Here is a 24,819-nt window from a genome sequence, read left to right as displayed (position 1 = left end):
ATAATTTTACCTTTTGGTTTACGACTGTTTTGTTTGTGACTTCTGAAATTCTGTGGTGCCGCCTTCAGGACTCAGCCGCTTGCTGAGGCGCAGGACATTCTCTCCAGCTTCGCGTTCGTAGCGAATTTCATCCATATACCGGCGAACAAGTTGAATACCCCAACCGCCAATGGCCTCCTCGCTTTCCGTTCCCGAATCGGGTCCCTTCCACGCGGTCGGATCAAATTCGGGACCATGATCGCGCAGCTCGATGAATATTTCATCTCTCGCACGTCCAAAGCTAACCCGGAACTTCTCCTGCGCGACGCTCCCCAACGCGTAATTGACAATGTTGCTGCCGCATTCCTCCAGTGCCAGTGCCAGCCCGAAGGCGTTTTTTTCGGGGATCTGCTGCGTCCGTGCAAAATCCTGAAATGCCCCCACGGCTCGCATGACTTCTTCCGGCGTGGCACACAGCTCGAGGGTCATGTTCGGCCTCCTGTTCCGTTTACCTGCAACGTCAAAATGGCAATGTCATCCGACTGCGGGGCGCCTCGGGCAAATGCCCGGACCTTCTCGAGCAGGCCGGCCGTAATCACGGGGGCCGAACTGCCGTTGAATGCGCCAGCGTCAGCGAGGAGGCGATCGTTGCCATAACATTCTTCCTGCGGATTAAACGCCTCAGTAACACCGTCGGAATACAAAATCAGAGAGTCGCCGGGGCGCAGGTTTAATTCGGCACGTTCAAATTCCATGCCCGGTTCGAAGCCAAGGGCCGTGCCGAGATTTTTCATCGCCCAACGCGGCGGTGCATCGGCCGGTCGCAAAACCGGGCGACAGTGGCCCGCGTTGGCCAGGGTCAGTCGGCCTGATTTCGGCTCGAACACCGCGCAAAGAAAAGTGACAAACATTCCCGAAGGGTTGTCAGTTGCGAGTTCATCATTCAGCCGCGCAAGGATGTGTTCAGGCTCGGCCATGTCCCGCGCCAGCAAACGTGCCAGGCTGATGGCACGCACCATGAACATGGAAGCGGGAATTCCTTTGCCCGAAACGTCACCGAAAAAAATTACGAGCCGTTCCGCCCCGGCGGCGCAAATTCCGTAAAGATCGCCACCCACTTCGCGCGCTGGCTCCAATACGGCGCCGAATTGGACACCGTAATCGCGTTCCACCGGGATGAAATCGTGCGGCAACATGCCCATCTGGATTTCCCGGGCAAAACGCAGTTCGGTGGCAATCTGCTCTTTTACTTCGTCGCTATAGGCTTTGGCCTTGAGCAATGACCGCACACGCGCCTTCACTTCCAACATATCGAAAGGCTTGGTGAGATAATCGTTGGCCCCAGCCTCGAAACCGAGCGTCTTGTTCTGTATTTCCTCAAGCGAAGAAAGAAACATGATGGGCACTTCGGCTGTCTCCGGTATCTGGCGCATGCGGCGGCAGACTTCATAGCCGTCCATGCCTGGCATCACAATATCGAGCAGAACCAAATCCGGTGGCGTACGCGAGGCGATCTGCAACGCCGTCTCCCCGGTCAGCGCCAGGCTCAGCTTGTGATCCGACTTTAAACCCTCCACCAGAATGTCCAGGTTCACCTTGGCATCATCCACCAGCAATATGCGGCAGTCGGATAGTTTTTTCATTCTGCAAAAAAGTTTTCTGATGTGCGTTCCAATTGCTCCTCCGCTTCAGAAAAAGCGTAGTTTTGCACGGCTTTTTCAAACTCCACCAGCGCTCCGTCCCGAAATAAGTGGTGCAACACCGTCCGGTGTGCCTGAATAAAATCGGCAGCGCCGGGGTCAGATTCCGCAAGCAAACTCTTCAGTTGTGCCACCGCTTCGCTTATCTGATCCGGACTAGCCACTCCGTCCGGTTGTGCGGTCGGCTGAGGTACCGTGTTATTCAATGCGGTTTGCAATCGGGTCAATAACGGGTCGAGCAAGGCGGACACATTTAGCCTTCCCGTTTCTATATCTGCGTCATGAGCTCGTTCCTTGATGAGCTTTTCCAAATCACCGGATGCAACCTGGAGCGATTTGGCACCAATGTTGCCGGCCACGCCTTTTAGAGTATGGGCAAGACGCCCGGCCAACCCGACGTCACCTTGCGACAGCGCCGCGGCGATCTGCCCAGCCACCGGGCCCTGTTGCTCGGCAAATTGACGGAGGAGTTTCAAATATAATTTCTCATTGCCCATGACCCGGTTCAGGCCGTCTTTGACATCGAGTCCTTCGATATCCGGGAGACCGTCGCCGGTTGGTGAACCTGTGCTTTCAGCTGGTTTCACGGGAATTACCACGTCCTTTGGTTTATAAAACCTCCCCACGGTCTCGAACAAGTTGGCCGGATCAATCGGTTTGGAAATATGATCGTTCATTCCAGCCGCGATGCAACGCTGGCGTTCCTCAATCGTCGCGTGTGCGGTCATGGCAATAATGGGCAATGTGGCGAATCGTGGGTCGGCGCGGAGTTTGGCTGTCGCCTGATAACCATCCATTTCCGGCATCTGCAAATCCATCAGCACCACGTCAAAGGGCGGCGGCTGCGGGCCGTTGAACACAATCCCGACGGCTTCGAGCCCGTTATTCGCAACGTTTACTGTGGCGCCAGCGCCCTCGAGCAGCTCCACGGCGATTTGCTGATTGATGTCGTTGTCCTCGGCCAGGAGAATGCGTGCGCCTCGCAACTTCGCTGCCTGCTCTTCCTCCACAGAGACAGAAATCTCCTGGCTGGCTTCGGAGAAAACATTGACGAGCATGTCCACCGTCATGGACCGCGTAACCGGTTTGACGAGGAAACCATCAAGCTGCAGGCGCTCGGCCTCTTCGCGGACTTCTTCACGGCCGAACGCGGTGACCAGCACGATGTGCGGCTGATGACGCAAGGTTTCGTCACTCTTGATAAATCGGCTGGTCTGCAAGCCATCCATGCCCGGCATGCGCCAGTCCATGAACAGGATGTCATAAGGTTCGGAGGCATCCTTTTGTTTGACCGCAGTGATGGCGTCTTTACCAGAGGCCACCACGTCTACTCGTTTGACGATATTGGCCAATGGCTCCTCCAAAATTTCACAGGCAGCAGGATTATCGTCCACCACCAGCACACGGAGTTCCGCCAGCTTTTCCGGAATAATTTTACCTGTGCCTTGCCTGTTCCCGATGCTCAGCCAAACGGTGAAATAAAAGGTGCTTCCAGCGCCTGGTTCGCTTTCGAGCCAGATGCGTCCGCCCATCAACTCGACCAATCGACGGCAGATAGTAAGGCCCAGGCCTGTGCCGCCGTGCTTGCGGGTAGTGGACATGTCCGCCTGTGTGAACGGCTGGAACAATTTCGCCGCCTGTTCCGTGGTCATGCCGATACCTGTATCGCGCACGGAAAACTTGAGCTGGAGTTTTTCCCCGGTGCGTTCGATGAGTTCGATGTTGAGCCGGATTTCACCGCGCTCGGTGAATTTGACGGCGTTGTTGACGAAATTTGTGAGGATTTGACCAAGCCGCAGCGGGTCGCCCAGGAGAAATTCCGGGATACCGGGAGTGACGTGCGCGAGGAATTCGAGTCCCTTTTCATGCGCTTTTTGCGCTGTCAAGGTGGTGACAGAAGTGATGACCTCATCAAGTTTGAAATCGACCACCTCAAGATCGAGTTTGCCGGCTTCGATCTTGGAAAAGTCGAGGATATCGTTGATAACGGCCAGCAGCGAGGTGCCGGCGTTATGCACTTTTCCGATGTAGTCGCGCTGCTTGGGCGTGAGCTGGGTTTTGAGCGCCAGGTGCGAGAGGCCAATGATGGCATTCATCGGGGTGCGGATTTCGTGGCTCATGTTGGCGAGGAACATGGATTTCATCTGGGTGGCTTCCTCGGCCTTCGCCTTGGCCAAACGCAATTCCTCCGCTACGCGCTTCTGATCGCTGATATCCACCAGCAGGCCAATCAATCCGCCGGGGCTGCCGTCGCAAAGTTTGAAACCGTCAACGGAATAAAGCGTGGTGTGTGTCCGGCCGTCGGCGTATTGAATCGGTAATTCATAACTGCGTCGGCTGGCTTCGCGGATGACGGCGGTATCCTCGTCGTGGAATTTGCGCCGGTCGACTTCGGGCAGATATTCCAGGTCGAGAACTGTTTTGCCTTTGAGGAAATCGGCCATGGTGTTGAAAACCCGTTCGTAAGCCTTGTTGCAGCTGATAAAACGCGCGTGGGCGTCCTTGACGAACATCGGATACGGAATGCTTTCGAGCAGTGCGCGCTGGAACGTGAGGCGATACGCCAGTTCCTCCTGAGCGCGCTTGCGCTCGGTGATGTCGGTGAAACTGACAACGGCCCCGAGGATTTTACCGTCTTTGACAATAGGCGTGGTTGCATACTCGACGGGAAAACCGGTGCCATCCTTGCGCCAGAGAAATTCATCGTCCACGCGTCGCACTTCGCCGGCCTGGCAGGCGGCGCGCATCGGACATTCTTCGATTGGATAAGGGCTGCCGTCGGGCCGGTGGTGATGGATGAGGGGATGGGCTTTTTGGCCGATCATTTCTTCCGGCGCGAATCCCAACATTCTACAAGTGGCGGTATTCACAAATGTGATCTGCCCATCCGTGGCCATTCCGTAAATACCTTCATCGGCGGAATCGAGAATGAGGCGCGTGCGTTCCTCGGTGGTCTTGACTTGTTCGAGCAGTTCCTGCGTGTGGAGGTTGCGCTGCAAAATTTCCAAATTCATCGTTGCAACCGGCAGCAATTCTTTCAGCAAGGACTGTTCTTGCGTACTGAAGGAGTGAAACGAGGCGAATTCAATCACGCCCAACAGAGCTTCAGCCGAGATGAGTGGAAAGGCCGAAGACTGCGTCGCCACCGACGTCCCCAGTCCCGAGACAATACGTAGGTAGCCCGGCGGTAAATCAGTCAGTGTAATCGGCTTGCGTTCCTGCGCGCATTGGCCAACCAAGCCTTCGCCCGGTTTGAACGAGTCAACACCAGACCCCGCCTCGGTAAGACCGTAAGCCGCTATGCGCCGAAGACACGCGGGATGTTCTTCGAAAGAGTAAACCGCCGCCACGCCGCCGCCCAGCAATGGCACCAGCCCGGAAACCAATCGTTGCCCAAAATCAGCAAATGAGTCCGCGCCTTGTAAATCCGCTGTGATTTTGGCGGCATTGGCTTTGACCCAGCGCTGTTCCTCCATCGCTGCCGAGCCCTGCTTGAGCACGTCAATCGCGCGCGCGAGGTCGCCGGTTTCATCCGCCGCCTTCGTGAAAGGAATTTCCTGCGCATAATCGCCGCGGGCGATGGCATTGACCCCTTTCTGTAACCCTCGAATCGGGCCCACAATCCGCTGAAATGTTACCAAACCCACCAGCGCCGAAAATATCAGCGCCACGCAGGCGGCGATGGCCATGTTACGGCGGTAAACTTCAATGGAATTAATTGCCGAATTGCCAGCGGTGTCTGCCAACTGCCGGTTGTATTGAATCCATGAACTGGTCGCCTCGTTGACCCTGTCGCCGAGGGGCAAAACTTGGTTGTGGAGATATGCGCGCGCTTCCTCGTGGCGGCCTTGAGAAGAAAAAGCCATGACCTGCCTGGCCCCGGCCATCCAATTCCGCATTGCGTCCTGGAAATCGTTCATCATGCGGCGATCGCGATCGTCCGAAACCAGGTTATCCGCGTATTCCTGTAACAGGGCATTCAAATTTACTTCCTCCCGATTGAACGCCGCTGCGATAACGGCGCGCCCCGCATCGTTGGTTGCCAGGATTACATCGCGCTCGTCCGCCCGCATTTCGGCAAAACTCCGCATCACGTTTCCCAGTGTTGCAAGACTGGGAATTTGCACCTGGGTGACAAACCGTGTCCTGGTCTTGACGTTCTCCACCTCCATCCAGTTAAAAATGCCCAGCGCGATAAACGCCAGGAGCGGCGCTACCAGTAAAATAATCAATCGCCTGGCGATCGTCATAGCTTCCTCATGGTGGGGTGGGCCTGCGGGATGCCACAACTTAGGGCCACTTGGATTTTCTGGCTGGTTCCCTGGATTTGCATGACGATAAAGTTTATCAATGTAACGCAATTACCGCTAAAAGCGATATGGATTGATTGAGATGTGTCAATGCGGGTTGCGGAGGTGTTGCGTTTTTGCCGAAGTATTTTAAAAACTAACAATCGAAGGAGCGGTTCGAATCTCTTAAGTTCTTGCCGCGCAAGGGGCGGATTTCCGCGTTGAGGTGGAGGATGGGCTCAAAGGTAAACGCGGTGCTGCGTCCAGGCTCGCTGCAATCGCGCGAAGGTTTATGGGCCGAACCGAATTGCGGTCAGGAAGGGTGAACAAGGAATCGAATTATTTTTCCGCCAGCATTTGAAATTTGTGGTTGTGTAAGTAACGAGGGCCGCCCCTTTTGTTTCGATAGTCATTGGCGTTTCCAATAAAAGCTCCGATTCAGCGACGACTTTTCGAACTTATTTTGGACAGTGATGCACGATCCGTTTAGGTTGCGTTGATGCTTGAGCGAACCAAGGATTCAGCATGAACCTCATCCGTAAAGGCAATTTACTTTGCGTTTTGGTAATCCTTGCGCTTTCAAGTCTCGGCTGCGTTTGGCCGGTCAACGGTTCGTCTGCGGCACCATCTCAGTCGGGGCAAATTCCAAGAACAGTATACGTGATACACCGCGGCCTGCACGCGGGAATCATCATTCGTACAGCGGACATCCCTTCGGGCCTCTGGCCGGAGCACAAGGAGTTTCCACAGGCGGAGTATCTCGAAGTGGGCTGGGGCGACAGCGAGGGTTACCGCTATCCCTGGACGATGCGGGTTGTGTTCCGAGCAATGTTTGACTCGAAGGGCAGCGTGCTGTTTGCTCATGCCTTCAGTGGCCCGATCATCGACGAATATGCAGACGTCGGAAAAGAGATTGTTGCCGTGCCAGTTTCCCAATCCGGCCTGGCACACCTCTGTGCGTATATTCAGGACTACTACGCCTTGAACGCCCAGGGCAGGCCAGTTCCACTCCCGACAGTCTATCACAGGGAGAACTTCTTCCTGGCAACCGGCCATTACTCGATGCTCAACAATTGCAACAACTGGACGGCCCGGGCGCTTGTTGCAACCGGCTGTCCGATGTCACCGCGCCGTTGCGTGCTACCAGGGATCGTCATGTCCGAAGCCCGCCGCTCCGGCTGCGTCATTTGGCATCGTGGCCAGGCGAGGCGAATGGACAAGAATCAGGTCACGAATGCCGGCAAAGGCTGAACGAGAGATCGAATTATTTTTCCGCCAGTATTTGCAATACGTGCTTGTTTAAAGTAACCAGGACCAATCTCCTGTTCGCGCGATTTTAAATTGGTTCGTCAGCGGGCAACTTTGGTTTTCTTTGCAACCAGGCATTGCGCCACTTCCGCAGCACACCGACAAACACCCGGTCTGCACGGCGATTGAAAACACCCACGACCGAATCCTCGCGTTCTGACGCAAGCCAAAGAGCCCAAACAAATAGCGTCACGGCAATGATCCGGTTTTGCCAGCCGTCCAGCGGCCATTGTCCTTGCCAGACGATCATCCCATGAAATGAGAATGGGCCGAGATAATAGATTCGCCACACATCGGCGGGCGAAGGGCCGCGCGAACCGATCAGGTCGCACAGCAAATGAAGGTGAAAGACAAGCAGGCACAGCAACTAGACCCGCCAGCGTTGGCGGGCGAAGCAGGCGAGCAACATGGCTGTCAGAATCGCGCCGAAGGCACCATGCCAAAGCCAGTGGTGATATTTTCCGTAGTAAAAGAAGTCTTCCGTGTGTCGGACTGCATTGTTGACGACATCCACAATCATTCCAAGCCCATCTGCGTCAGGCAAAATGCCGGCCAAGGTCACAAGCCGGCAGTCACGGGGATTATTTGTCGTTTTGGCAGCGATGATCCAACTGGCAAGCAGGTGAGTAACAGGCGACATTTGTGATTCGTTAATTTTGCCCGACCATTTTTGCACTTAATCCAATACAAGACAAACCAAGAAAGAAATTTTTGGCAGCAGAAAACGATGAACACTCAGAATGGGAATAAGAAGGGCGTGCCAAAGGGGAGTGCGATTGGAATAATATTACAATATCAAGAACTGGTGGCTTTTCGGGTTCGCGCGAAGCAAAGGGTGTCAGCCGTGTGAACCTTTTTAATTTTGGCACACATGCCCGGGCAATGAGACCTCCGTGTGCGCGATCAAAAGTAAGGGCAATCCTCTTGAGTTCATCGAAACCTGCTTGCATATCATTAGTGTTTGGTACAACTATTCCTGTCCGAAACACGAGTTTGGCCGGTCGCGTGCTCCATGCAGGTTGCATAGCCGCATGCGTCAACGCGCCCACGTTCAACATTGACAACAGTTCCAGAGAATTTAATTCAACGATCCAATAGAGAAAATTATGTCAACCGAATCCTCAACCGAATCCAAATGTCCTTTTCACCACGCCGTGGGCGGTGGCACCGTGAACCATACCTGGTGGCCGAACCAGTTGAAGGTCGACCTGCTGCACCAGCATTCCTCCAAGTCCAATCCGATGGGCAAGGAATTCGACTACAAGAAAGAATTCAAGAGCCTCGACCTGGCAGCGTTGAAGAAGGATCTCGCAAAGCTCATGACTGACTCGCAGGATTGGTGGCCGGCGGATTTCGGCCATTACGGACCTTTGTTCATCCGCATGGCATGGCACAGCGCGGGCACCTACCGCACTGGTGACGGTCGCGGCGGCGGTGGCCGTGGTCAGCAACGCTTTGCGCCGCTCAACAGCTGGCCGGACAACGCGAGCCTCGACAAGGCGCGCCGCCTGCTCTGGCCGATCAAGCAAAAGTATGGGCAAAAGATTTCCTGGGCCGACTTGATGATCCTGACTGGGAATGTCGCACTCGAAACGATGGGCTTCAAGACATTCGGTTTCGCTGGCGGACGTGAGGACACTTGGGAGCCGGATCACGATGTTTATTGGGGCATGGAGACGACCTGGCTGGCTGACAAGCGTTACACTGGCGACCGGCAGCTTGAGAACCCACTCGCGGCCGTGCAGATGGGACTCATTTACGTGAACCCGGAAGGCCCGAACGGCAATCCTGATCCGGTTGCCGCGGCGCGGGACATTCGTGAAACCTTCGCCCGCATGGCGATGAACGACGAAGAGACAGTGGCACTGATCGCGGGTGGCCACACCTTCGGCAAAACCCACGGCGCCGGTCCGGCGTCCCATGTGGGAGCTGAGCCGGAAGGGGCCGGAATCGAAGAGATGGGCCTTGGTTGGAGAGGCAGCTTCGGCACTGGCCATGCAGGTGACGCGATCACCAGCGGCCTGGAAGTCACCTGGACCACGACACCCACGAGGTGGAGCAACAACTTTTTCCAGAACCTTTTCGGCTACGAGTGGGAATTGACGAAGAGCCCGGCCGGCGCACAACAATGGAAACCGAAGAATGGCGCGGGCACCGGCACGGTGCCTCATGCGCACGACGCGTCGAAAAAGATCGCACCAGCCATGCTGACGACGGACCTTGCCCTGCGGTTCGACCCTGCTTACGAAAAAATCTCGCGGCGTTTCCTGGAGCATCCCGAGCAGTTCGCCGATGCGTTCGCCCGGGCATGGTTCAAGCTGACACACCGCGACATGGGCCCGCGCGCACGTTACCTCGGCTCGGAAGTCCCCGCGGAAGTACTCATCTGGCAGGACCCGATTCCCGCAGTGAATCACAAATTAATCGATGCGCAGGACGTCGCCTCCTTGAAAGCCAAGATCCTGGCTTCCGGCCTGTCCGTTTCGGAACTGGTTTCCACGGCTTGGGCGTCGGCCTCGACGTTCCGTGGCTCAGACAAGCGCGGTGGAGCGAACGGTGCTCGCGTTCGTCTGGCACCGCAGAAGGATTGGGAAGTCAACAATCCCGCCCAATTGGCCAAGGTGCTCAAAACCCTGGAAGGCATCCAGAGCGCGTTCAACAGCGCAGTAACCAACGGCAAGAAGGTCTCGCTGGCGGACTTGATCGTGCTGGGCGGCTGTGCAGGCGTTGAGCAGGCAGCGAAAAACGCCGGGCACACGGTGACAGTTCCCTTCACACCAGGTCGCATGGACGCTACCGCGGAGCAAACTGACGCAGCCTCTTTCGCCGCGCTCGAACCCGTCGCGGACGGCTTCCGGAATTACTTGAAGGGCAAATACACCGTGCCAGCCGAGGCGTTGCTGATCGACAAGGCGCAATTGCTGACCCTGACCGCGCCCGAAATGACAGTGCTCGTGGGGGGCATGCGCGTTTTGAAGACGAACGCCGGTGGCACGCAGCATGGTGTCTTCACCAAGTGTCCGGAATCGCTGACCAACGACTTCTTTGTGAACCTCCTCGACATGTGCACAGAATGGAAGCCAACCTCGAAGGACGCGGACGTGTTTGAAGGCCGCGATCGCAAAACAGGCGCAGTCAAGTGGACCGGCACACGTGCCGACCTCATCTTCGGTTCGAACTCCCTGCTACGGGCGCTCGCTGAAGTCTACGGAAGTTCCGATGCGGAGAAGCAGTTCGTCCACGAGTTTGTCGCGGCGTGGAGCAAAGTGATGAACCTGGATCGCTTCGATCTTGCGTAATCGCTGACGTTTTTCAACCGGTTATCAGTGGCCTGCCGTTTCAACTCGAGCTTATGAGATGGGTTGATTCGGCAGGTCGCGGGACCGGAGATATTCTCCAGATAGCGCCTGCGTCTCCGCCTTGCCTCAAATTAAAATTCCTCCTGCCAGTCGGAAATTTCTTCCGGCATTCGGTATAATTATTTTTCCCGCCACCGTTTGAAATTTGTGGTTGTGTAAATAGTTAGGACCCTTTTTTGGGTGACCCCTTTTAGAGAAAACAGAGATTGCGGTTCGACGAAAACTGTTTGATAGTCCGGCCCATGAATTTCAAACGCACCGCCTCAGGCTTCCTCGCGTTGCTGCTGCTCACCGCCTGCCACACCACCACCCCGCTGCCAACGCCGACCGCGCAGAACGCCCACGCCTGGCTCGAGATCTCCCAGCCCGCGTTCGAACACAATCTTGCGGAAATGAAGAAACTGGTCGGCCCGAACACGCAGGTTTGTGCGGTGATGAAGGCCGATGCCTACGGGCACGGAATCGCAATGCTGATCCCGGCGATTAGCCGAGCCGCGATCCCCTATGTTGGCGTCACCTCGAATGAAGAAGCGGCTAAAGCACGGGCCGCCGGGTACAAAGGGAAACTCATGCGCCTGCGGACGGCTACCCCGGCGGAAATTGAAGCGGCACTGCCTTACGACATCGAAGAGCTGCTGGGAAGCCTCACGCTGGCGGAGGACGTATCCGTGCTCGCGCACCGGCATCACATCATCCTCCGCTATCACCTGGCGCTGAACTCCGCCGGCATGAGCCGCAACGGCATCGAACTCAAGGCCGATGCCGGCAAAGCCGACGCGTTGGCTCTGCTCCGCCTGCCCAACCTGCGGATTGTGGGCATCATGACCCATTTCCCGGTCGAGGAAGTCGCCGATGTCCGGGCCGGGTTGGCGGCTTTCAACACCGAATCCGCCTGGGTCATTCACGAAGGCCACCTCGACCGCTCCAAGCTACTGCTCCACACCGCGAACTCCTTCGCCACCCTCGAAGTTCCGGAAGCCCGCCTTGATCTCGTTCGGCCCGGCGGCGCACTGTACGGCGACACGGTTCCCTCGCACACTGAATATCAGCGTGTGCTCTCCTTCAAATCCCGGGTCGCGGCCATCAACGCCTACCCAAAAGGCAACACCATCTGTTATGACCGCACGTTCACCCTGACACGCGACTCACGCCTGGCGAACATCCCGGTAGGTTACTCCGATGGCTATCGTCGTGTGTTCTCCAACAAGGCAAACGTCCTCATCCATGGCCATCGGTGCCCCATTGTCGGCCGGGTCACCATGAACACGGTGATGGTGGACGTCACGGATTTGGCCGACGTTCAAAAGGGCGATGAGGTGGTGCTCTTCGGGAAGCAGGGCGCGGCGGAGATTACGCAAACGGAGCTCGAGGATATCTCTGGGACGATTCTGGTTGAGCTTTACGCCGTGTGGGGGCGGGTGAATCCGACATTCCTTGTGAAGTGAAGTTCGGGAATCACGCGCTCGGAAATTTCTTTCGGCATTCGGTATAGGAAGGGTGAAAAAGGGATCGAATTATTTTTCCGCCAGCGTTTGAAATTTGTGGTTGTGGAATAATTAGGACCGCCCCGTTAGGCTGCTCCTGATTCCTCTGCGGCTAAACAAGGCGTTCCAGTCCACCAGTTCTAGCGAGATCAGCAATCGCACGTTCAATGGTTTCCCGGGTCACCTGCTGGATGACAATCAGAAAGGATTCAACGAAGAAACCAGCGCTTGAGATTTCTTCGAGGATATCTTGCGATAGCCTTGCTGGATCATAAAAGATTGGCTTGAGTGTTTTTCCATCAATAATAATTTCCAAGCCAACGAACCATCCCTTGGATTCGATCTGCCACGCATAATCCTCAAAATCGTCCGGCCATTTGAGTGTATACTGCTTCATAATTTGACTCGAATTTGGTTTCATTTCTCCGCGAACTGCTCGGGGCAGCATTTGAGATTTGTGGTTGTGTAAATAATTAGGACCGACGCCTTTTCGACCCCTTTTGGGCGGTTTATTCATTTCGCCAACTTAGAGGCAACAAAGCAACAAGCGGTGCCTGCAAAAAATCCAAGCATCGCGCCTAACAGACCAAGCAGTGGCAAAAAAAGAGGACCTCCTAGATCGGCGGCCGAATTGGCGCGAATGAATATAATCACTGGTGGTAAACATCCGAATAAAGTGGCTCCAACGATTCGAGCCACCCAAAGCGCTGTGCGCCTCCCGGGTGGTGCCTGGAATGCCCACGACACAGCGAAACCGAAAAGGATTAGAAGTAATGAAACGTTTATGATTGTCTGGAGCATGGCTAAATCACCTAACGATTGTTGAACTGCAACTCAGAATATCAGTCGGCCAGGAGGCGCATTACTTTTTTGGCCAATTCGGGATTCGCGGCCATTTTGTCGCGTGCAAGTTTTCGGCCGCGGGTGGCGAGTTCACTATTTAAAGTTCCAAGGTCGGACTCAACGTGCGGCACGGCGATGAGACTGATGCTCCCCATCTCGTCTTTGGATTCTTCGCCCCACTGGACATGGATAGGCGGGTTCGACGGGTTGTGCGGATTGTCCGCCGAGTTGTCCCAATGAATTTCCGCCGACAGCATGGTTCCTTTGGGCAGCGGAACGAAGTCTTTAAAATAATACCGGTCCTGCCAGGCGAAATCCCAATCCTTGATGAGTAGAAGCGTCTTAACCTGGCCGTCCGGGAGTGTGGCCGTCATTTTCATTTGCGTGGCGAGGTAATGTGCGTGCGCGCTGACGCCGACTCCATCCACCGCGACCGGCAAGGTATAGGAATCGCGCAGGACAAAATCCTTTTCACCGGCGGGAATATCGAGTCCCGAAAAGAGCGAGTAGTGCGGAGGCAATTGAATGCGTGTGATGTTTCTTTCGGGCGCTTTTTTGGCGAAGTAAAATCCAATCTTCGATTTTTCAACCTCCGGCTTGCCGGTGGGATGGAAATGATATTGGACGATGAAGTCCGATCCCGCCGGTACTTTGAGCGCGAGGCCGTCCGGATAGAAATGCGGTTGCGCGCCAACTGCCCAACCGCCGAGCGGAATCACCTGGCGCCCGGCGCGCATGCCGCTGTAGCCGGGTTCGGCGCCTTGGGACGGGCGTTCGTGGGCGTGGCCGCTGCCATCAGCGAAATACAGGACGTGATGGACGACGGCACGAGCCGAAGGCTTCATGTCAATGGCCGTGACCCATTTGTCCTCCGTCAAACCAAGCTGAACCGGAATGTTGCGATAAATGTCCGGCCCGTCGGCGGGAACATGAAACCCCGCAGGCATCTCAATCACAAGGTCGGGCTCGCCCAATTGCCAGCCAGAGGCGAATTTCGGCGGAGCGGGTTTTTGTGAGGAATCGCCCTCGGCCATGCCTCCGGCGACCCAGGACTGAATCTCGGCGATTTGCTGATCAGTGAGGCGGCGTTCATCGCGATAGGCGTAGGAGGCTGGTTCGGCTTTCCACGGCGGCATGCTATGTGACACGGTGGCCTTGCCGATCGTTTTGCCCTTTCGGCGCACGTCCTCATACGACAACAAGGAAAACGGGGCCGCTTCGCCCGGGCGATGGCACGAGGAACAATTTTGGTAAATGATGGGGGCGACCTGGTTGTTGAACGTGACGGCGTCGCCCGCCTGAGCGACTCGTGCCGCGAATGTCAGCGCGAGGATCATTGCCAGCAGGATTGAACGGTTTTGAGTAAAATGAGCTTTCATATCGTTTCAGTTAGTATCATGACTCTTCTCTCTTCCAAACGCGGATGATATTCCAGCTTTCGTCGAAATGAATCCAAAGAGCTGTGTTTGGGACACGCAATTCGGGCGGAATCTGAGCGACAGGAACATCTCGCGGCACACCACCGCTGGCGAGTCCAGCGCCGGGATGCAAGATGAGTCGAATCTCTCCAGGTTGAAGGCTGGAGAAAACAACTGCCGGGACGCGCTCAAGCCACTCCCGAGGATATTTTAGATCGCGTGACATGCTCGAATGCTAACTTATTTTATTGGATAACGCAGCCAATGGCTTTGGTTTCCTTGAATTTTACAGGCTGGCCTGTGGTGATGGCGTCCAAGGCGTCAATTAAATCATGTTGCCGGGCCGAGGCACGTTTTTTGCCAAACGCGGCATAGTTGTCATCGATGCGTCCCCGATATAACACGTCACCGTTTTTTCCGAAGACGACGGCTTCCGGCGTTACGGTGGCGCGCGCGAGTTTTACGAGTTGATGTTTGGGATCAAGCAAAACTGGCATGGAAAGACGATACTGTGTGGCGTGTTCCCGGGCGGCGGCAGGCGTGAGATCCGGATCAACCTGTACGATATAAAACGCGCAGTTGGTATGGCTGGCGGCGATGCGATTCAACTCGGGAGCGTAGCCATTTGAGACGGGACAATCCTGCCAGAAAAAAACCAGCACCGAAGCGTCCTTCTCCGCTGGCTCCAACGGGTGGCGAGGCACATCGGTCAAATCGCGGAAGACCACGTCAGGCAAGTGGTCCGGCACCGCAAGGCACACACTCGCTGCGAAACAAAGGATGGCGCAAAGATATCGCATGATTGTCCTGCCATTAGGATTTGGCAATTAGGGGCATGTTACGCGGACGTTCATGGGTCGCAATGTTAAATGCGCAGGAATGCGCTTCCGCCATTTGGTCGGTCGGGTTTTTATTGCGTTGCCGAACGCGATTTCTCCTAAATTATTCAACCACAAAGGCTGAACTTTGGAGGCGAGGGTCGGAATCGGACTGTGGCCTTGGTGGTGAAGCATTTTCGTTCCAAAGAAGTTGTTATATGCCAACAACACAGCATTTCGGAGGCTCAGGAATGAAGCAAACGGTGGATTTCCGCGTTGAGTTGGAGGATGGGGTCAAAGCTAAACGCAGTGCAGAATTATTTTTTCCGCCAGCATTTGAAATTTGTGCTAATTGTAAACAACGAGGAAGGACCCCTTTTCGAATCACAAGCATTGAATGCATAGAACTGCCAGGAGACTATTATGTTAAACACCACAACGATTGATAAATTCAAGGCTGGGCTGCTCGGCGAACTAATCCAGCGTAGCGACCCGCAGTACGAGGAAGCCCGCAGGCTCTACAATGGCATGATTGACAAACGGCCGCTGCTGATCGTCCGCTGCGCGGATGTAGCTGATGTTATTTCCGCCGTGAGGTTTGCTCGCGAGAATGATCTCCTAACGGCGCTGCGGGGCGGAGGCCACAACGGGCCTGGACTCGGGAGCTGCAATGACGGGCTGGTAATTGACCTTTCCCTGATGAAGGGTGTGCGCGTTGATCCGCAAAACCGGACTGTACGGGCCGAAGCCGGATGCACGCAGGGCGACGTGGAACACGCCGCGCACGCGTTCGGATTAGCCGTGCCCGCGGGCATCGTCTCAACGACCGGCATTGCAGGCCTTACGCTTGGCGGCGGCCATGGGTACCTCACGCGAAAATACGGATTGACGATTGACAACCTGCTGGAGGCGGATGTCGTGCTGGCCGACGGGAGGCTGGTGACCGCCAGCGCGAAGGAGCACGAAGATCTCTTCTGGGCATTGCGGGGCGGAGGGGGAAATTTCGGCGTCGTGACGAGCTTCCTCTACAGAGCTCATCCTGTCAGCATAGTCTATGGGGGCCCCATCTTCTGGGAACTGAAAGACGCGCCGCGGGTGATGAAGTGGTACCGGCAGTTTCTGCCGCAGACTCCTTTGGACCTGAGCGTGTTCGTGAATTTGGGAACTATGCCCTCGGTGGACCCGTTCCCCAAGGCCAACTGGGGAAAGAAGACCTGTGGCCTGGTTGGTTGCTACACTGGGCCGATGGAGAAGGCGGAAGAGGCAGTCAAACCCATTCGCCAAGAGCTGCCGCCACCCATGCTCGACTTGATGGGGCCCATGCCGTTCCCGGCCCTGCAAAGCCTGTTTGACCCCCTGCTCCCGAAGGGCATGCAGTGGTACTGGAAAGGTGACTTCATCAAGGAGTTGTCTGACCGCGCCATCGAGCTGCACATCGAGCACACCACCAAGGCGCCGACGGAGGCTTCGCTCGCGCATATCTATCCGATAGACGGCGCGGTCCACGAGGTGAAACGACATGAAACCGCGTGGAACTGCAGGGACGCGACCTGGTCCATGGTCATTTGTGGCATCGATCCCAACCCTGCGAATGCGCAGGCGCTCAAGGCCTGGGCCAAAGGATACTGGGAGGCCCTGCATCCATACAATCTAAAGGGCGCCTATCTCAATTTCATGATGGAAGAGGGCGAGGACCGCATCCGCGCCACCTACGGCGATAACTACGACCGGCTGGTCGCGATCAAGAAGAATTACGATCCGACCAACTTCTTCCGCGTGAACCAGAACATCAAGCCCGCCTGATGCGAGGCTAAACGCGGTGTAGCGTCCGGGTTCGCTGCGATCTCGCGAAGAATTGTGAACCGAAGCGAATTGAGGTCAGGAAAGGTGAGCAAGGGATCGAATTATTTTTCCGCCAGCGTTTGCAATTTGTGATTGTGTAAATAACCAGGACCGACCGTTTTCAAACTCGGACGAAACCCGGCACACACGGCCTGATTCTTATCGCCAACGTCCGCCAACCCACTGAGAGCCCCCACGCCGGCGGTCCCAGTGGCCGGGAGCCCACCTGGCCCTGGGAAACGGCGGTCGCGCCCAGGTTCCGGGAACCCACACCCATGCGCTTCCGTTCCATGCCCAAGTACCGTCCACCCACACGAACCCCGGCCCGGGGGCCATCGGATGTGGCTGTCTCCAGAGAGGCGGCGGCATAGTGGGTGCTACTAACATTGTATTGGGCGCGAAAGGCGAGCCGGGATTTCCAAAGTTGAGTTGTACCGATGGCTGGGCCTCTGTGCCGACAATCCCTGCGGCCATCACGCAGGCAGCAGCCAGAGCAATCAGTTTTTCCTTTCTCATACATCCTCCAAATGTTTGACGGTGCTTCCTTTCCGGCAACTTTATAACCTAACGCCGATCGCTAAAATCGTCTAATGTGTTACGAGCCCAAATCAGCTTGTCCTCGGCGAAAAATTCTGGATGGAAAATCGTTGAGGATCGAGGAGTCACCACGAAGATACAAAGTCAAAGGGATTCTATCCTCGGCTCTCAACTGCTTATGGTATGAAAAGTCTGCTCCCTGGCAGGAGTAAGAGACAGAAAGAAATCTTGACCCAATGCCTTTTTCGTAAATACATTGCACTGTTTAGCGCGAAGGAGTTGGAATTGCCCGTTTAATTCCATATGCTCGACGTCAGTGAGGAACAATGAGAAATATTTCGATATTAGGAACCAACGCGGGAACCGACCCCCGTTTGAACAAAAATGAACCAAGGTGTGGGTTGATCAAATGGAGGGTTTCATTCCGATACCGAACTCAATTAGTCGCACTTGTGACCGGCCTAATGATCTTCACGTGTTCAAGAGTGACCAACGCCGACCAATCCGGGGACTGGCTGTTTTCAACGGACGGGTCCACCGTGTCGATTACAGGCTATGTCGGATCAGGCGGGCTTGTGACCGTTCCGGGTTCAATCAACAGCCTGCCAGTGACGAGCCTCGCTGATCGTGCATTCTACGGGAACACCGCCGTGAAAAACGTGGTGATACCCGACACTGTTGCTTCGATTGGGACATCGGCATTCACCGACTGCACCGGCATCACAAATATCGGTCTGGGCAATGGCGTTCGCGACATAGGCGTTTGGTGTTTTCAGAACTGCACTAATCTTCCGAGTATCAACATTCCCGACACAGTCACAAATATTGGAGCAATCGCATTTGGGTACTGCTATCGGCTCACGAATATCAATATTGGCACGGGCGTCAGCACTTTGGGAGTTCAACCGTTCTATCTTTGCACCAATCTCACAACCATCACGGTTGATCTGCTGAATGGATCGTTTTCTACTTTGAATGGCGCTCTGTTTGATCATGATCAAACGACACTTATTGTTTGGCCCGCCGGAAAATCCGGCAACTACACGGTGCCAGTGACTGTGACAAACATTGGGAACGATGCATTCCAGTATTGCTACAAGCTCACCAATGTCGTGTTTCCCGATGGTCTGGTTCGAATCGGTAACGGCGCGTTTTACAATTGCACAAACCTGTCGAGTCCGGCGTTTCCAACGAATCTTGCATTCATCGGCGATTATGCGTTTCAATTTTCCAGCAAGTTAACGAACATCGTCCTGCCGGCGAGCGTCATAAACATAGGTGTTGCAACTTTCGGGCAATGCGCTGCGCTGGCATCGTTCACAGTCGATCCGCTCAACAGCAGTTTCAGTAGCGTGGATGGGGTTTTGCTCGACAAAAGCGAAAAAACGCTTCTGCAATTCCCTGCGGCGAAATTGGGCAGTTACGTCATCCCGCAGACAGTGACCTCCATTGGAAACTCGGCGTTTTCCGGCGCGCGCGGACTCACTAGAGTAAGTATACCTGCCGGTGTCACGAACATCGGCAACAACGCATTTTACGGCTGCAGCACGTTGTCCGGCGTCGTGCTTCCCCGGCTCACAACGATTCAGTCGGGCACCTTTTCGTTTTGTAACAACCTTCAAAATATTTTTATCCCGGCAAGCGTCACCAACATTGACTTGGCGGCTTTTTCTTCCTGCGGCAACTTGAAGGGCGTATTCTTCGAAGGCGGTCCTCCCACTCTTGGCAGCAGCGTCTTCGTCGGAGCGAATGTCGCAACCGTGTATTTCACGCCGGGAACAACTGGGTGGGGTGTAACATTCGGCGCGCGGCCGACACTACTCTGGAATCCATCGGCAGATACCGCCGACTCGACTTTCGGAGTGCAGAGTAATTCTTTCGGTTTTACCATCAAAGGGACGATGAACATCCCAGTTGTTGTCGAGGTGTGTACTAACCTATCGAGTCCGGCGTGGATCGGCCTGAAAAGCTTCAACCTTACCAACGGATCTGTTTACATTAGCGATGCCCAGTGGACAAATTATTCCATTCGTTACTTCCGATTCCGTTCGCCCTAAAGCACGTTAAATTAAGGCGTCGGCTGCATGGTAGTTTACCCGTTGTCCGATGATAAATCGATGTTCCTGGGGCGGGTTTCGGAGACGTCGTTGCGGCGCTTTTGCATAACGCGTCCTATGTATTGCTCGCTCCAGCGCTCGGGGTATCCGTATCGGGGGGTGCTGTCGATGAGATTGACGCCGAGGTCGAGGGCTCGCTCGACTGACCAGCGAGTGGAGGTTCATTGTAATCGGAAGTAACCCTCGGACCCGGTGTCTGTGGGCAGAGTCAAAATCCATTGACCATTGGAGCTCGTCGGCATATTGGTCACGATCATCCAAGAGTTAGGTGTGGCGAGATTGGTTGTTGAATAAAGGGTCAACGGCAGGTTGGTTGCCCAGGAAAGAGTCACGCTCCCACTTGCCGATGAAATGGCCGTCAACGCGGTGGAATATGGCCGGGAGGCAACTTCGACAGAAGGCGTCCCTGCACCGAGCGAATTAATAGGAACCACAACCAAATAATATAGCGTGCCATTGGTGAGATTGTAGTTCGTATAGGCGAGCGAAGTGATGTTTGTGGCAGTTACGGCGTAAGGACCGCCGCTGGTTGTGGATTGCTGGACATTGTAACCGGTGGCCCCAAAACTGGAATTCCAAGTCAAAGTGACGAGCCCATCGCCGGGAATTGCCGCAACTGCCCCTGGCGCCGCAGGCAGGGCTCCGGGGACACCATACGCGTTAAATTCAGCAATACTCCACCAATTTGCCGAAGCGCTGCCGGTCTGAGTCACGCGGATGAACCGGGCTGGCTGTGCTGTGAATGTAACTCGCATTACAGCTGAGCCTGCACCCGTGGCAACGACGCTACTCCAATGCGTTCCGTCCAGAGAAACAACGACTTGATAACCGCGGGGATAATCGTTCAAAGAACTGCCGCAATCCATAACGATCGTGTTGCAAATGTTGGTGGTTCCCATGTCCACTTGGAACCATTGACCGGGCGTTTGAACCGCGCCGGTTGACCAACGCGTGCCGATGTCGCCATCAATCGCATTTGTCGGAGGGTCAATGACGTTGCTCGATGAAGCAGCAGCCCCCCATCCCGCGCGATTCAACTTTCCAAGCGTGACGGAGGCTTCCGATGAATTGGCGCTCTCACCGGCTGTGTTGGTTGACGAGACCACAAAATAATAAGTCGCGCCAATGGCCAGGTTGCTATTTGTAAACAATACGCCCGGAACATTGGCGCCGATAATCGTATAAGGCCCGCCACTGTTGGTCGCCTGCTTCACATTGTAACCGTCAGCCCAACCGCACCCGTTCCAAGTCAAAACAACCTGCCCATTGCTCGAGCTAACAATATTCAATCCAACCGGAGGCGCTGGGACTGGCAACGCCTGGGTTGCGGCGCCGGCCGCGACGCTATTGCCGCCCTCCCCGTTGCCGTTCACGGCTGACACTTCGTAATAATAAGTTGTGTTCGCAGCCAATTCACTATCCCAGTACGCCGAACCGGTAATATTCGTGGCAATGGTCGTGTAGGGACCACCACTGGAAGTTGCGCGTTTCAATTTGTAACTGTCCGCGGTAGCGGAAGTGGTCCAGCTCAACATGATCTGGCTGCTGGAAACAGTCGTCGCCCCCAAACCGGATGGAACCGGAGGCAGTGCGGTGTCTATTGGCAAAACTTCAATGCCGCTGGATTTGGCGTTATCTTTCCCGGCAATGCTGACGTATTGAATGATAATTTGTCCGCTGCCATTGGCGGGGATGGTATATCCCTTGATGACCGCTTTGTAGTTGGTTCCGGCGGCAGCAAAGATATCGTAGTTGGCAAGGACTTCGATGCCATTGATAAAGACATTGAACTGACGTATCCCGGCTGCGGTGTAAAAGATTTCCGCGAAATGCAGTCTTACTTTGTAGTTGGTTCCCGGGAGCAAACCGGAAAACGTATAAATATTGTTTCCCCATCGTTCCGTTTGATAAACCGCTTGTGGCGCTGGATTCGTGACCGCGCTCGTATCAATCGCTGTGCCCGTACCGCCACTATTGCCGCCGGAGTAGTTGGTGTCTGCCGTAAACGAACCTGCCGCTCCACTGCCGGAATTGATTTTATAAAAAGCCGTGGGCGTCACTGAAGCCTGAATGGAGTCCGCACTTTCCCCAAGTGAATTTACTGCGCTGACAACATAGTAATAGGTTGCACCGTTACTGAGGCCTGAATCGACGTAACTGACGTTTCCCACGTTGGTCGCCACCGCCGTGTAAGGACCTCCGCTCACCGTCGCCCGTTTAACATTGTAACTTAAAACATCCGCCGGGCCGGTCACTGCGTTCCAGCTCAGGACGGCCTGGCCATTTCTACTCTTCCCAATCAAATTCAATGGCGCAGCAGGATATACCACCGGTAGCACCGGGACTGTTGGCCTGACGGAGGTCAATGATGTTATTCCCTTAAACATCCGATTGCCGTCGCCGGTAAGTCTTAAATAGTAATCGGACGAGCAGGCAGTGCCATCCTGATCCAGTGTCGGGTAAAGTGAGGAATATCCGGACGGAGACATGGAGGCATTTTCGGCCGTGCAGGCAATTTGATTTCCCTCATTGAATTCGTCGAACATGGAAATGTAAATGCCCTGACAAGCCAGTCTGGTCGCATTGTAAAACATTTCCCATTCGAGGTTCCCATGCACCCTCTGGCCCGCTGCCAGCACATCTCCGGGCAACACGCAAGGCTGGTAATCGATACCATTCGCGTTGCAGTAAGCCTGGTCCGGCACCCAAAAGTTCGCATACGCGCCGTCAGCTCCCGATACGCTGCCGATGTAACCAATCATCCACGGGGATATCATGTTCAATGCGTTATAAAATGGCAGATAGGTTGGATCCACTGTCCGCCAGTCGCGTCTTGTGCCGCCGATCACATAGCATCCCTGGCTCTTGAACCAATTAACAATATCCAGACATACATCCGGCGTGAACGGGTGATTTTGGTCATTCATGCCCAGCCCCCAAATACACACCACGGGCTTGCCGCTTTGGCGTGCGTAAGCTGGCGACGCTGTCAGTGCCGCCATCTTGTTCGTCCAGTCGGTTTTGATTTCGGTATCAACGTTGAGCCAGCCGGTGGCGTCATACATGATGTAAAATTTCCGACCGTAGCTTTCTGCAGCGATTTTTACTTTGACCGCCATCGCGTCCCGCGTCAGGCCTTCTCCACTAAAGGGATTGAACCGCTGCAGAGCAGCCGTATTGATTCCATTCTCTGCCATCCATCGGAAATGGGTGTTGACCGTTTGTTGGTCGTAGGAAGAAAACAACGTTGCCGGTTGGCCGTTTCCAAAATTGGTAAAACCGGTTTGATACACGTTTTCAAACTGCCGCACATCCGGCCAACAATGAATACCATTGCTCAGGGTGTTCGGTGTCGGATAGGCGCCTCCGCTGTAATGCCACCATCCGCCGATGGGCGCACCATCGCCGGCGCACGAAAACCAACCCTGGTAGCCAACGGTTACTTTGCCGACGACATCACCGGGTGGACTGGCCGCTTTCAATGTTTGAACAGTGCTGCTGATTCCGAGAAGAGCGCTCAGCATGACGGCAATGCAAAATAGTCTGCGCGACAAAGTGACACGTTGGCGGAGGTCAGCGGGATATCTATCGTACGTCATAAGAAGAGCTCAGTGTTTCGCTCAGGAAGAGGCAACGCAATTTCAGCCGCGTCAATTTTTGGAGGCGAAGGTCGGCGGCAAAAGCGCCCTTCGGTGGCGCACAAACGGCAATTCACCCGGCCCCGCCGGGCTTCCTGCTCGTTTGGGACGGGCGACGAGGGAATTAAGAACCTTATCCCTCGTCGCCCCAACGCTCGCGTAATTATTGCAGAATCACCCGATAAAACCGCTTGATGCCCATCGGCGTCGCGGGATCGACAATGTACGCCGGGCCGGTACCGACCGTGGTCGTCGATAACGTAGTCCAAGTCACTGGCGGCGTCAGGGAGGTGGTATATTGAACTGCATACGTGTTGCCGTTAATGCCGTTAATTGTGATGACGGGATATAGGCTGAACGACTCGGCAGACACTGAGACTCCCTGGCTCGAGGCATAATTACGATCGTTCTGACTGACAGGACTCCCGTTGGTAGCCACCACGGAATAGACCCCAGCCTGGGCAGCATTGAAATTTGAAATGGTCAGAGTGGCGGAATGCGAGCCGGAAACCCCGCCGCTGTCCGCGAGGGGCGCGGAATTAAACATCCATTGATAGCCGGTTGCGGGCGAGGCAGCCGCTCTTAAAGTGGCCGTGCCGCCTAACAAAACAATCGAATTTGTAGGTTGAACGCTGAATACTGGCGTATCGCTGCCAGAGGGTGCAAGACCTGTAAGGACAGTGATGTTAGCCGACGGATTATAGACCGCAGAGATTGTGCCCAGACCGCCGAAAGCGATGAGCTGGCCATTCGTTATCAAGGTATTCATAAAACCTAATTGATTGTTTGTGATCACCACCTGGGAGTTGGCTCCGATGTCCATGATACCAATGTTTGCGGCGCCACTGCCAGGCGCGCCAAGCGTTTGGGGAGACCATTGCGACATGTATAATGCACCGCCGTTGGTGATGGTAATATAGTTGGTGCCACCGATTCCATTCCAACTCACGCCCAACTGCCCACTTGGAATATGAATCGTGCCGCCGTTAATGATCACCGTGCCTTGGTTGGCGGTTCCCTGTCCCACCCAGAGATGTGAAGCGCAAGTGAAGTCGCTGCCCGGACCAATAATCAGAGTCCCAGGTCCATGCACAAAGCCTATTCCAGTCCACTGTCCTCCATACGAAAACCCCGCCCGAAAGTGGGCACCATTGGTGATCACCAGCGTTCCGCCTCCTCCGAAGCCTGCCATCAGCTGGCCGACTTCAGCGTTGTTGGTTACGAGACAAGTAACAATTTCACTGTCAAATGCGGCATTGTAATAAGTGTTGACCTGATTTGTGTCATAAACGCTGGGCACGACAAAGCCGCCCCAGTTGTTCGGATCATCCCAATAAGCGTATTGGTTGCCGCTGTCGTCACTGTAGACGTCCAGCGGGCCCCAATGGATGTCTTCCCGAGACTGGGCCATGGTGTTAAGGGCCAGCAGCGGCCCGGCGAGCAGGCCGGCCAGAAGCAGGGATTTGAACATTCGAGAGGATTTTATC

18 protein-coding genes and 1 pseudogene are annotated in these 24,819 nt (G+C 55.0%); 6 read left to right on the top strand and 13 right to left on the bottom strand.

The window, feature by feature from the left end:
• Positions 1-18 precede the first annotated feature (18 nt).
• The 3 genes from CFLAV_RS24540 to CFLAV_RS33080 are packed head-to-tail and all read right to left on the bottom strand — an operon-like array spanning position 19 to position 5,929.
• Positions 19-468 (bottom strand): ATP-binding protein, encoded by a 450-nt coding sequence (locus CFLAV_RS24540; RefSeq protein ID WP_007417567.1) that lies wholly within the window; start codon positions 466-468, stop codon positions 19-21.
• Positions 465-1,622 (bottom strand): PP2C family protein-serine/threonine phosphatase, encoded by a 1,158-nt coding sequence (locus tag CFLAV_RS24535; RefSeq protein WP_007417566.1) that lies wholly within the window; start codon positions 1,620-1,622, stop codon positions 465-467. The genes CFLAV_RS24540 and CFLAV_RS24535 overlap by 4 nt, the downstream gene beginning before the upstream one ends.
• On the bottom strand, positions 1,619-5,929 hold the full coding sequence (locus CFLAV_RS33080) for a response regulator (RefSeq protein WP_007417565.1): 4,311 nt from the start codon (positions 5,927-5,929) through the stop codon (positions 1,619-1,621). Before CFLAV_RS33080 ends, CFLAV_RS24535 begins: the two co-directional genes overlap by 4 nt.
• A gap of 327 nt (positions 5,930-6,256) precedes the next feature.
• Here CFLAV_RS33080 and CFLAV_RS37920 point away from each other — a divergent pair.
• A pseudogene (locus tag CFLAV_RS37920) lies at positions 6,257-6,346 on the top strand (hypothetical protein); the annotation flags it as partial.
• A 147-nt stretch (positions 6,347-6,493) separates the two neighbouring features.
• Positions 6,494-7,219, top strand: coding sequence for a DUF2459 domain-containing protein (locus tag CFLAV_RS24525; RefSeq protein ID WP_007417564.1), 726 nt, complete (start codon positions 6,494-6,496; stop codon positions 7,217-7,219).
• A gap of 85 nt (positions 7,220-7,304) precedes the next feature.
• Here CFLAV_RS24525 and CFLAV_RS33075 read toward each other — a convergent pair whose 3' ends face one another.
• Genes CFLAV_RS33075 through CFLAV_RS24515 form a run of 3 tightly spaced genes read right to left on the bottom strand, consistent with a single transcriptional unit; the run spans position 7,305 to position 8,226 of the window.
• Positions 7,305-7,613 (bottom strand): hypothetical protein, encoded by a 309-nt coding sequence (locus CFLAV_RS33075; protein WP_160164654.1) that lies wholly within the window; start codon positions 7,611-7,613, stop codon positions 7,305-7,307.
• Positions 7,614-7,643: 30 nt separating this feature from the next.
• Positions 7,644-7,916, bottom strand: coding sequence for a hypothetical protein (locus tag CFLAV_RS33070; protein WP_050785939.1), 273 nt, complete (start codon positions 7,914-7,916; stop codon positions 7,644-7,646).
• 10 nt (positions 7,917-7,926) lie between these two features.
• On the bottom strand, positions 7,927-8,226 hold the full coding sequence (locus tag CFLAV_RS24515) for a hypothetical protein (RefSeq protein ID WP_150107575.1): 300 nt from the start codon (positions 8,224-8,226) through the stop codon (positions 7,927-7,929).
• 156 nt (positions 8,227-8,382) lie between these two features.
• On the opposite strand from CFLAV_RS24515, the gene katG reads away from it, so the two are divergent.
• Both katG and alr read left to right on the top strand, forming a co-directional pair.
• Positions 8,383-10,575 carry a catalase/peroxidase HPI gene (gene katG, locus CFLAV_RS24510; protein WP_007417560.1) on the top strand — a complete coding sequence of 731 codons (2,193 nt, stop codon included), beginning with the start codon at positions 8,383-8,385 and terminating at the stop codon, positions 10,573-10,575.
• Positions 10,576-10,877: 302 nt separating this feature from the next.
• Entirely contained in the window at positions 10,878-12,080 is a 1,203-nt protein-coding gene (gene alr, locus CFLAV_RS24505; RefSeq protein WP_007417559.1) for an alanine racemase, read from the top strand.
• A gap of 151 nt (positions 12,081-12,231) precedes the next feature.
• Here the strand turns inward: alr and CFLAV_RS24500 are convergent, their stop codons facing one another.
• From CFLAV_RS24500 to CFLAV_RS24480, 4 genes are all read right to left on the bottom strand, one after another.
• On the bottom strand, positions 12,232-12,636 hold the full coding sequence (locus CFLAV_RS24500; protein WP_150107574.1) for a hypothetical protein: 405 nt from the start codon (positions 12,634-12,636) through the stop codon (positions 12,232-12,234).
• Between the two features lie 325 nt (positions 12,637-12,961).
• The gene (locus CFLAV_RS24490) at positions 12,962-14,341 is read right to left on the bottom strand and encodes a hypothetical protein (RefSeq protein WP_007417556.1); all 1,380 of its coding nucleotides are present in this window, start codon (positions 14,339-14,341) and stop codon (positions 12,962-12,964) included.
• A gap of 16 nt (positions 14,342-14,357) precedes the next feature.
• On the bottom strand, positions 14,358-14,606 hold the full coding sequence (locus tag CFLAV_RS24485; RefSeq protein WP_007417555.1) for a hypothetical protein: 249 nt from the start codon (positions 14,604-14,606) through the stop codon (positions 14,358-14,360).
• A 19-nt stretch (positions 14,607-14,625) separates the two neighbouring features.
• Positions 14,626-15,180, bottom strand: a complete 555-nt coding sequence (locus CFLAV_RS24480; RefSeq protein WP_007417554.1) for a redoxin domain-containing protein — start codon at positions 15,178-15,180, stop codon at positions 14,626-14,628.
• 441 nt (positions 15,181-15,621) lie between these two features.
• Here CFLAV_RS24480 and CFLAV_RS24475 point away from each other — a divergent pair, with 441 nt between their 5' ends.
• Positions 15,622-17,001 carry an FAD-binding oxidoreductase gene (locus CFLAV_RS24475; protein WP_007417552.1) on the top strand — a complete coding sequence of 460 codons (1,380 nt, stop codon included), beginning with the start codon at positions 15,622-15,624 and terminating at the stop codon, positions 16,999-17,001.
• Between the two features lie 198 nt (positions 17,002-17,199).
• On the opposite strand, the gene CFLAV_RS34365 is transcribed toward CFLAV_RS24475, so the two are convergent.
• Positions 17,200-17,556 (bottom strand): YXWGXW repeat-containing protein, encoded by a 357-nt coding sequence (locus tag CFLAV_RS34365; RefSeq protein WP_083809127.1) that lies wholly within the window; start codon positions 17,554-17,556, stop codon positions 17,200-17,202.
• Between the two features lie 473 nt (positions 17,557-18,029).
• Between CFLAV_RS34365 and CFLAV_RS24470 the strand changes: the two genes are divergently transcribed.
• Positions 18,030-19,634, top strand: coding sequence for a leucine-rich repeat domain-containing protein (locus CFLAV_RS24470; RefSeq protein ID WP_160164653.1), 1,605 nt, complete (start codon positions 18,030-18,032; stop codon positions 19,632-19,634).
• A gap of 221 nt (positions 19,635-19,855) precedes the next feature.
• On the opposite strand, the gene CFLAV_RS33065 is transcribed toward CFLAV_RS24470, so the two are convergent.
• Together CFLAV_RS33065 and CFLAV_RS24460 are read right to left on the bottom strand one after the other, a co-directional pair.
• Entirely contained in the window at positions 19,856-23,293 is a 3,438-nt protein-coding gene (locus CFLAV_RS33065; RefSeq protein ID WP_007417549.1) for a fibronectin type III domain-containing protein, read from the bottom strand.
• Between the two features lie 202 nt (positions 23,294-23,495).
• On the bottom strand, positions 23,496-24,819 hold a 1,324-nt coding region (locus CFLAV_RS24460), incomplete at its 5' end, for an immunoglobulin domain-containing protein (RefSeq protein ID WP_237712455.1).

The sequence above is a fragment of the Pedosphaera parvula Ellin514 genome (assembly GCF_000172555.1).
Lineage (GTDB): Bacteria > Verrucomicrobiota > Verrucomicrobiia > Limisphaerales > Pedosphaeraceae > Pedosphaera.
This window is presented reverse-complemented; position numbering and strand designations above follow the sequence as displayed.

What these genes read in the sequence shown, in the direction of transcription:
- CFLAV_RS24540 (WP_007417567.1), bottom strand. Translation starts at nt 468, where the DNA reads ATGACCCTCGAGCTGTGTGCCACGCCGGAAGAAGTCATGCGAGCCGTG.
- CFLAV_RS24535 (WP_007417566.1), bottom strand. Translation starts at nt 1,622, where the DNA reads ATGAAAAAACTATCCGACTGCCGCATATTGCTGGTGGATGATGCCAAG.
- CFLAV_RS33080 (WP_007417565.1), bottom strand. Translation starts at nt 5,929, where the DNA reads ATGACGATCGCCAGGCGATTGATTATTTTACTGGTAGCGCCGCTCCTG.
- CFLAV_RS24525 (WP_007417564.1), top strand. Translation starts at nt 6,494, where the DNA reads ATGAACCTCATCCGTAAAGGCAATTTACTTTGCGTTTTGGTAATCCTT.
- CFLAV_RS33070 (WP_050785939.1), bottom strand. Translation starts at nt 7,916, where the DNA reads ATGTCGCCTGTTACTCACCTGCTTGCCAGTTGGATCATCGCTGCCAAA.
- CFLAV_RS24515 (WP_150107575.1), bottom strand. Translation starts at nt 8,226, where the DNA reads ATGCAAGCAGGTTTCGATGAACTCAAGAGGATTGCCCTTACTTTTGAT.
- katG (WP_007417560.1), top strand. Translation starts at nt 8,383, where the DNA reads ATGTCAACCGAATCCTCAACCGAATCCAAATGTCCTTTTCACCACGCC.
- alr (WP_007417559.1), top strand. Translation starts at nt 10,878, where the DNA reads ATGAATTTCAAACGCACCGCCTCAGGCTTCCTCGCGTTGCTGCTGCTC.
- CFLAV_RS24500 (WP_150107574.1), bottom strand. Translation starts at nt 12,636, where the DNA reads ATGAATAAACCGCCCAAAAGGGGTCGAAAAGGCGTCGGTCCTAATTAT.
- CFLAV_RS24490 (WP_007417556.1), bottom strand. Translation starts at nt 14,341, where the DNA reads ATGAAAGCTCATTTTACTCAAAACCGTTCAATCCTGCTGGCAATGATC.
- CFLAV_RS24485 (WP_007417555.1), bottom strand. Translation starts at nt 14,606, where the DNA reads ATGTCACGCGATCTAAAATATCCTCGGGAGTGGCTTGAGCGCGTCCCG.
- CFLAV_RS24480 (WP_007417554.1), bottom strand. Translation starts at nt 15,180, where the DNA reads ATGCGATATCTTTGCGCCATCCTTTGTTTCGCAGCGAGTGTGTGCCTT.
- CFLAV_RS24475 (WP_007417552.1), top strand. Translation starts at nt 15,622, where the DNA reads ATGTTAAACACCACAACGATTGATAAATTCAAGGCTGGGCTGCTCGGC.
- CFLAV_RS34365 (WP_083809127.1), bottom strand. Translation starts at nt 17,556, where the DNA reads ATGAGAAAGGAAAAACTGATTGCTCTGGCTGCTGCCTGCGTGATGGCC.
- CFLAV_RS33065 (WP_007417549.1), bottom strand. Translation starts at nt 23,293, where the DNA reads ATGACGTACGATAGATATCCCGCTGACCTCCGCCAACGTGTCACTTTG.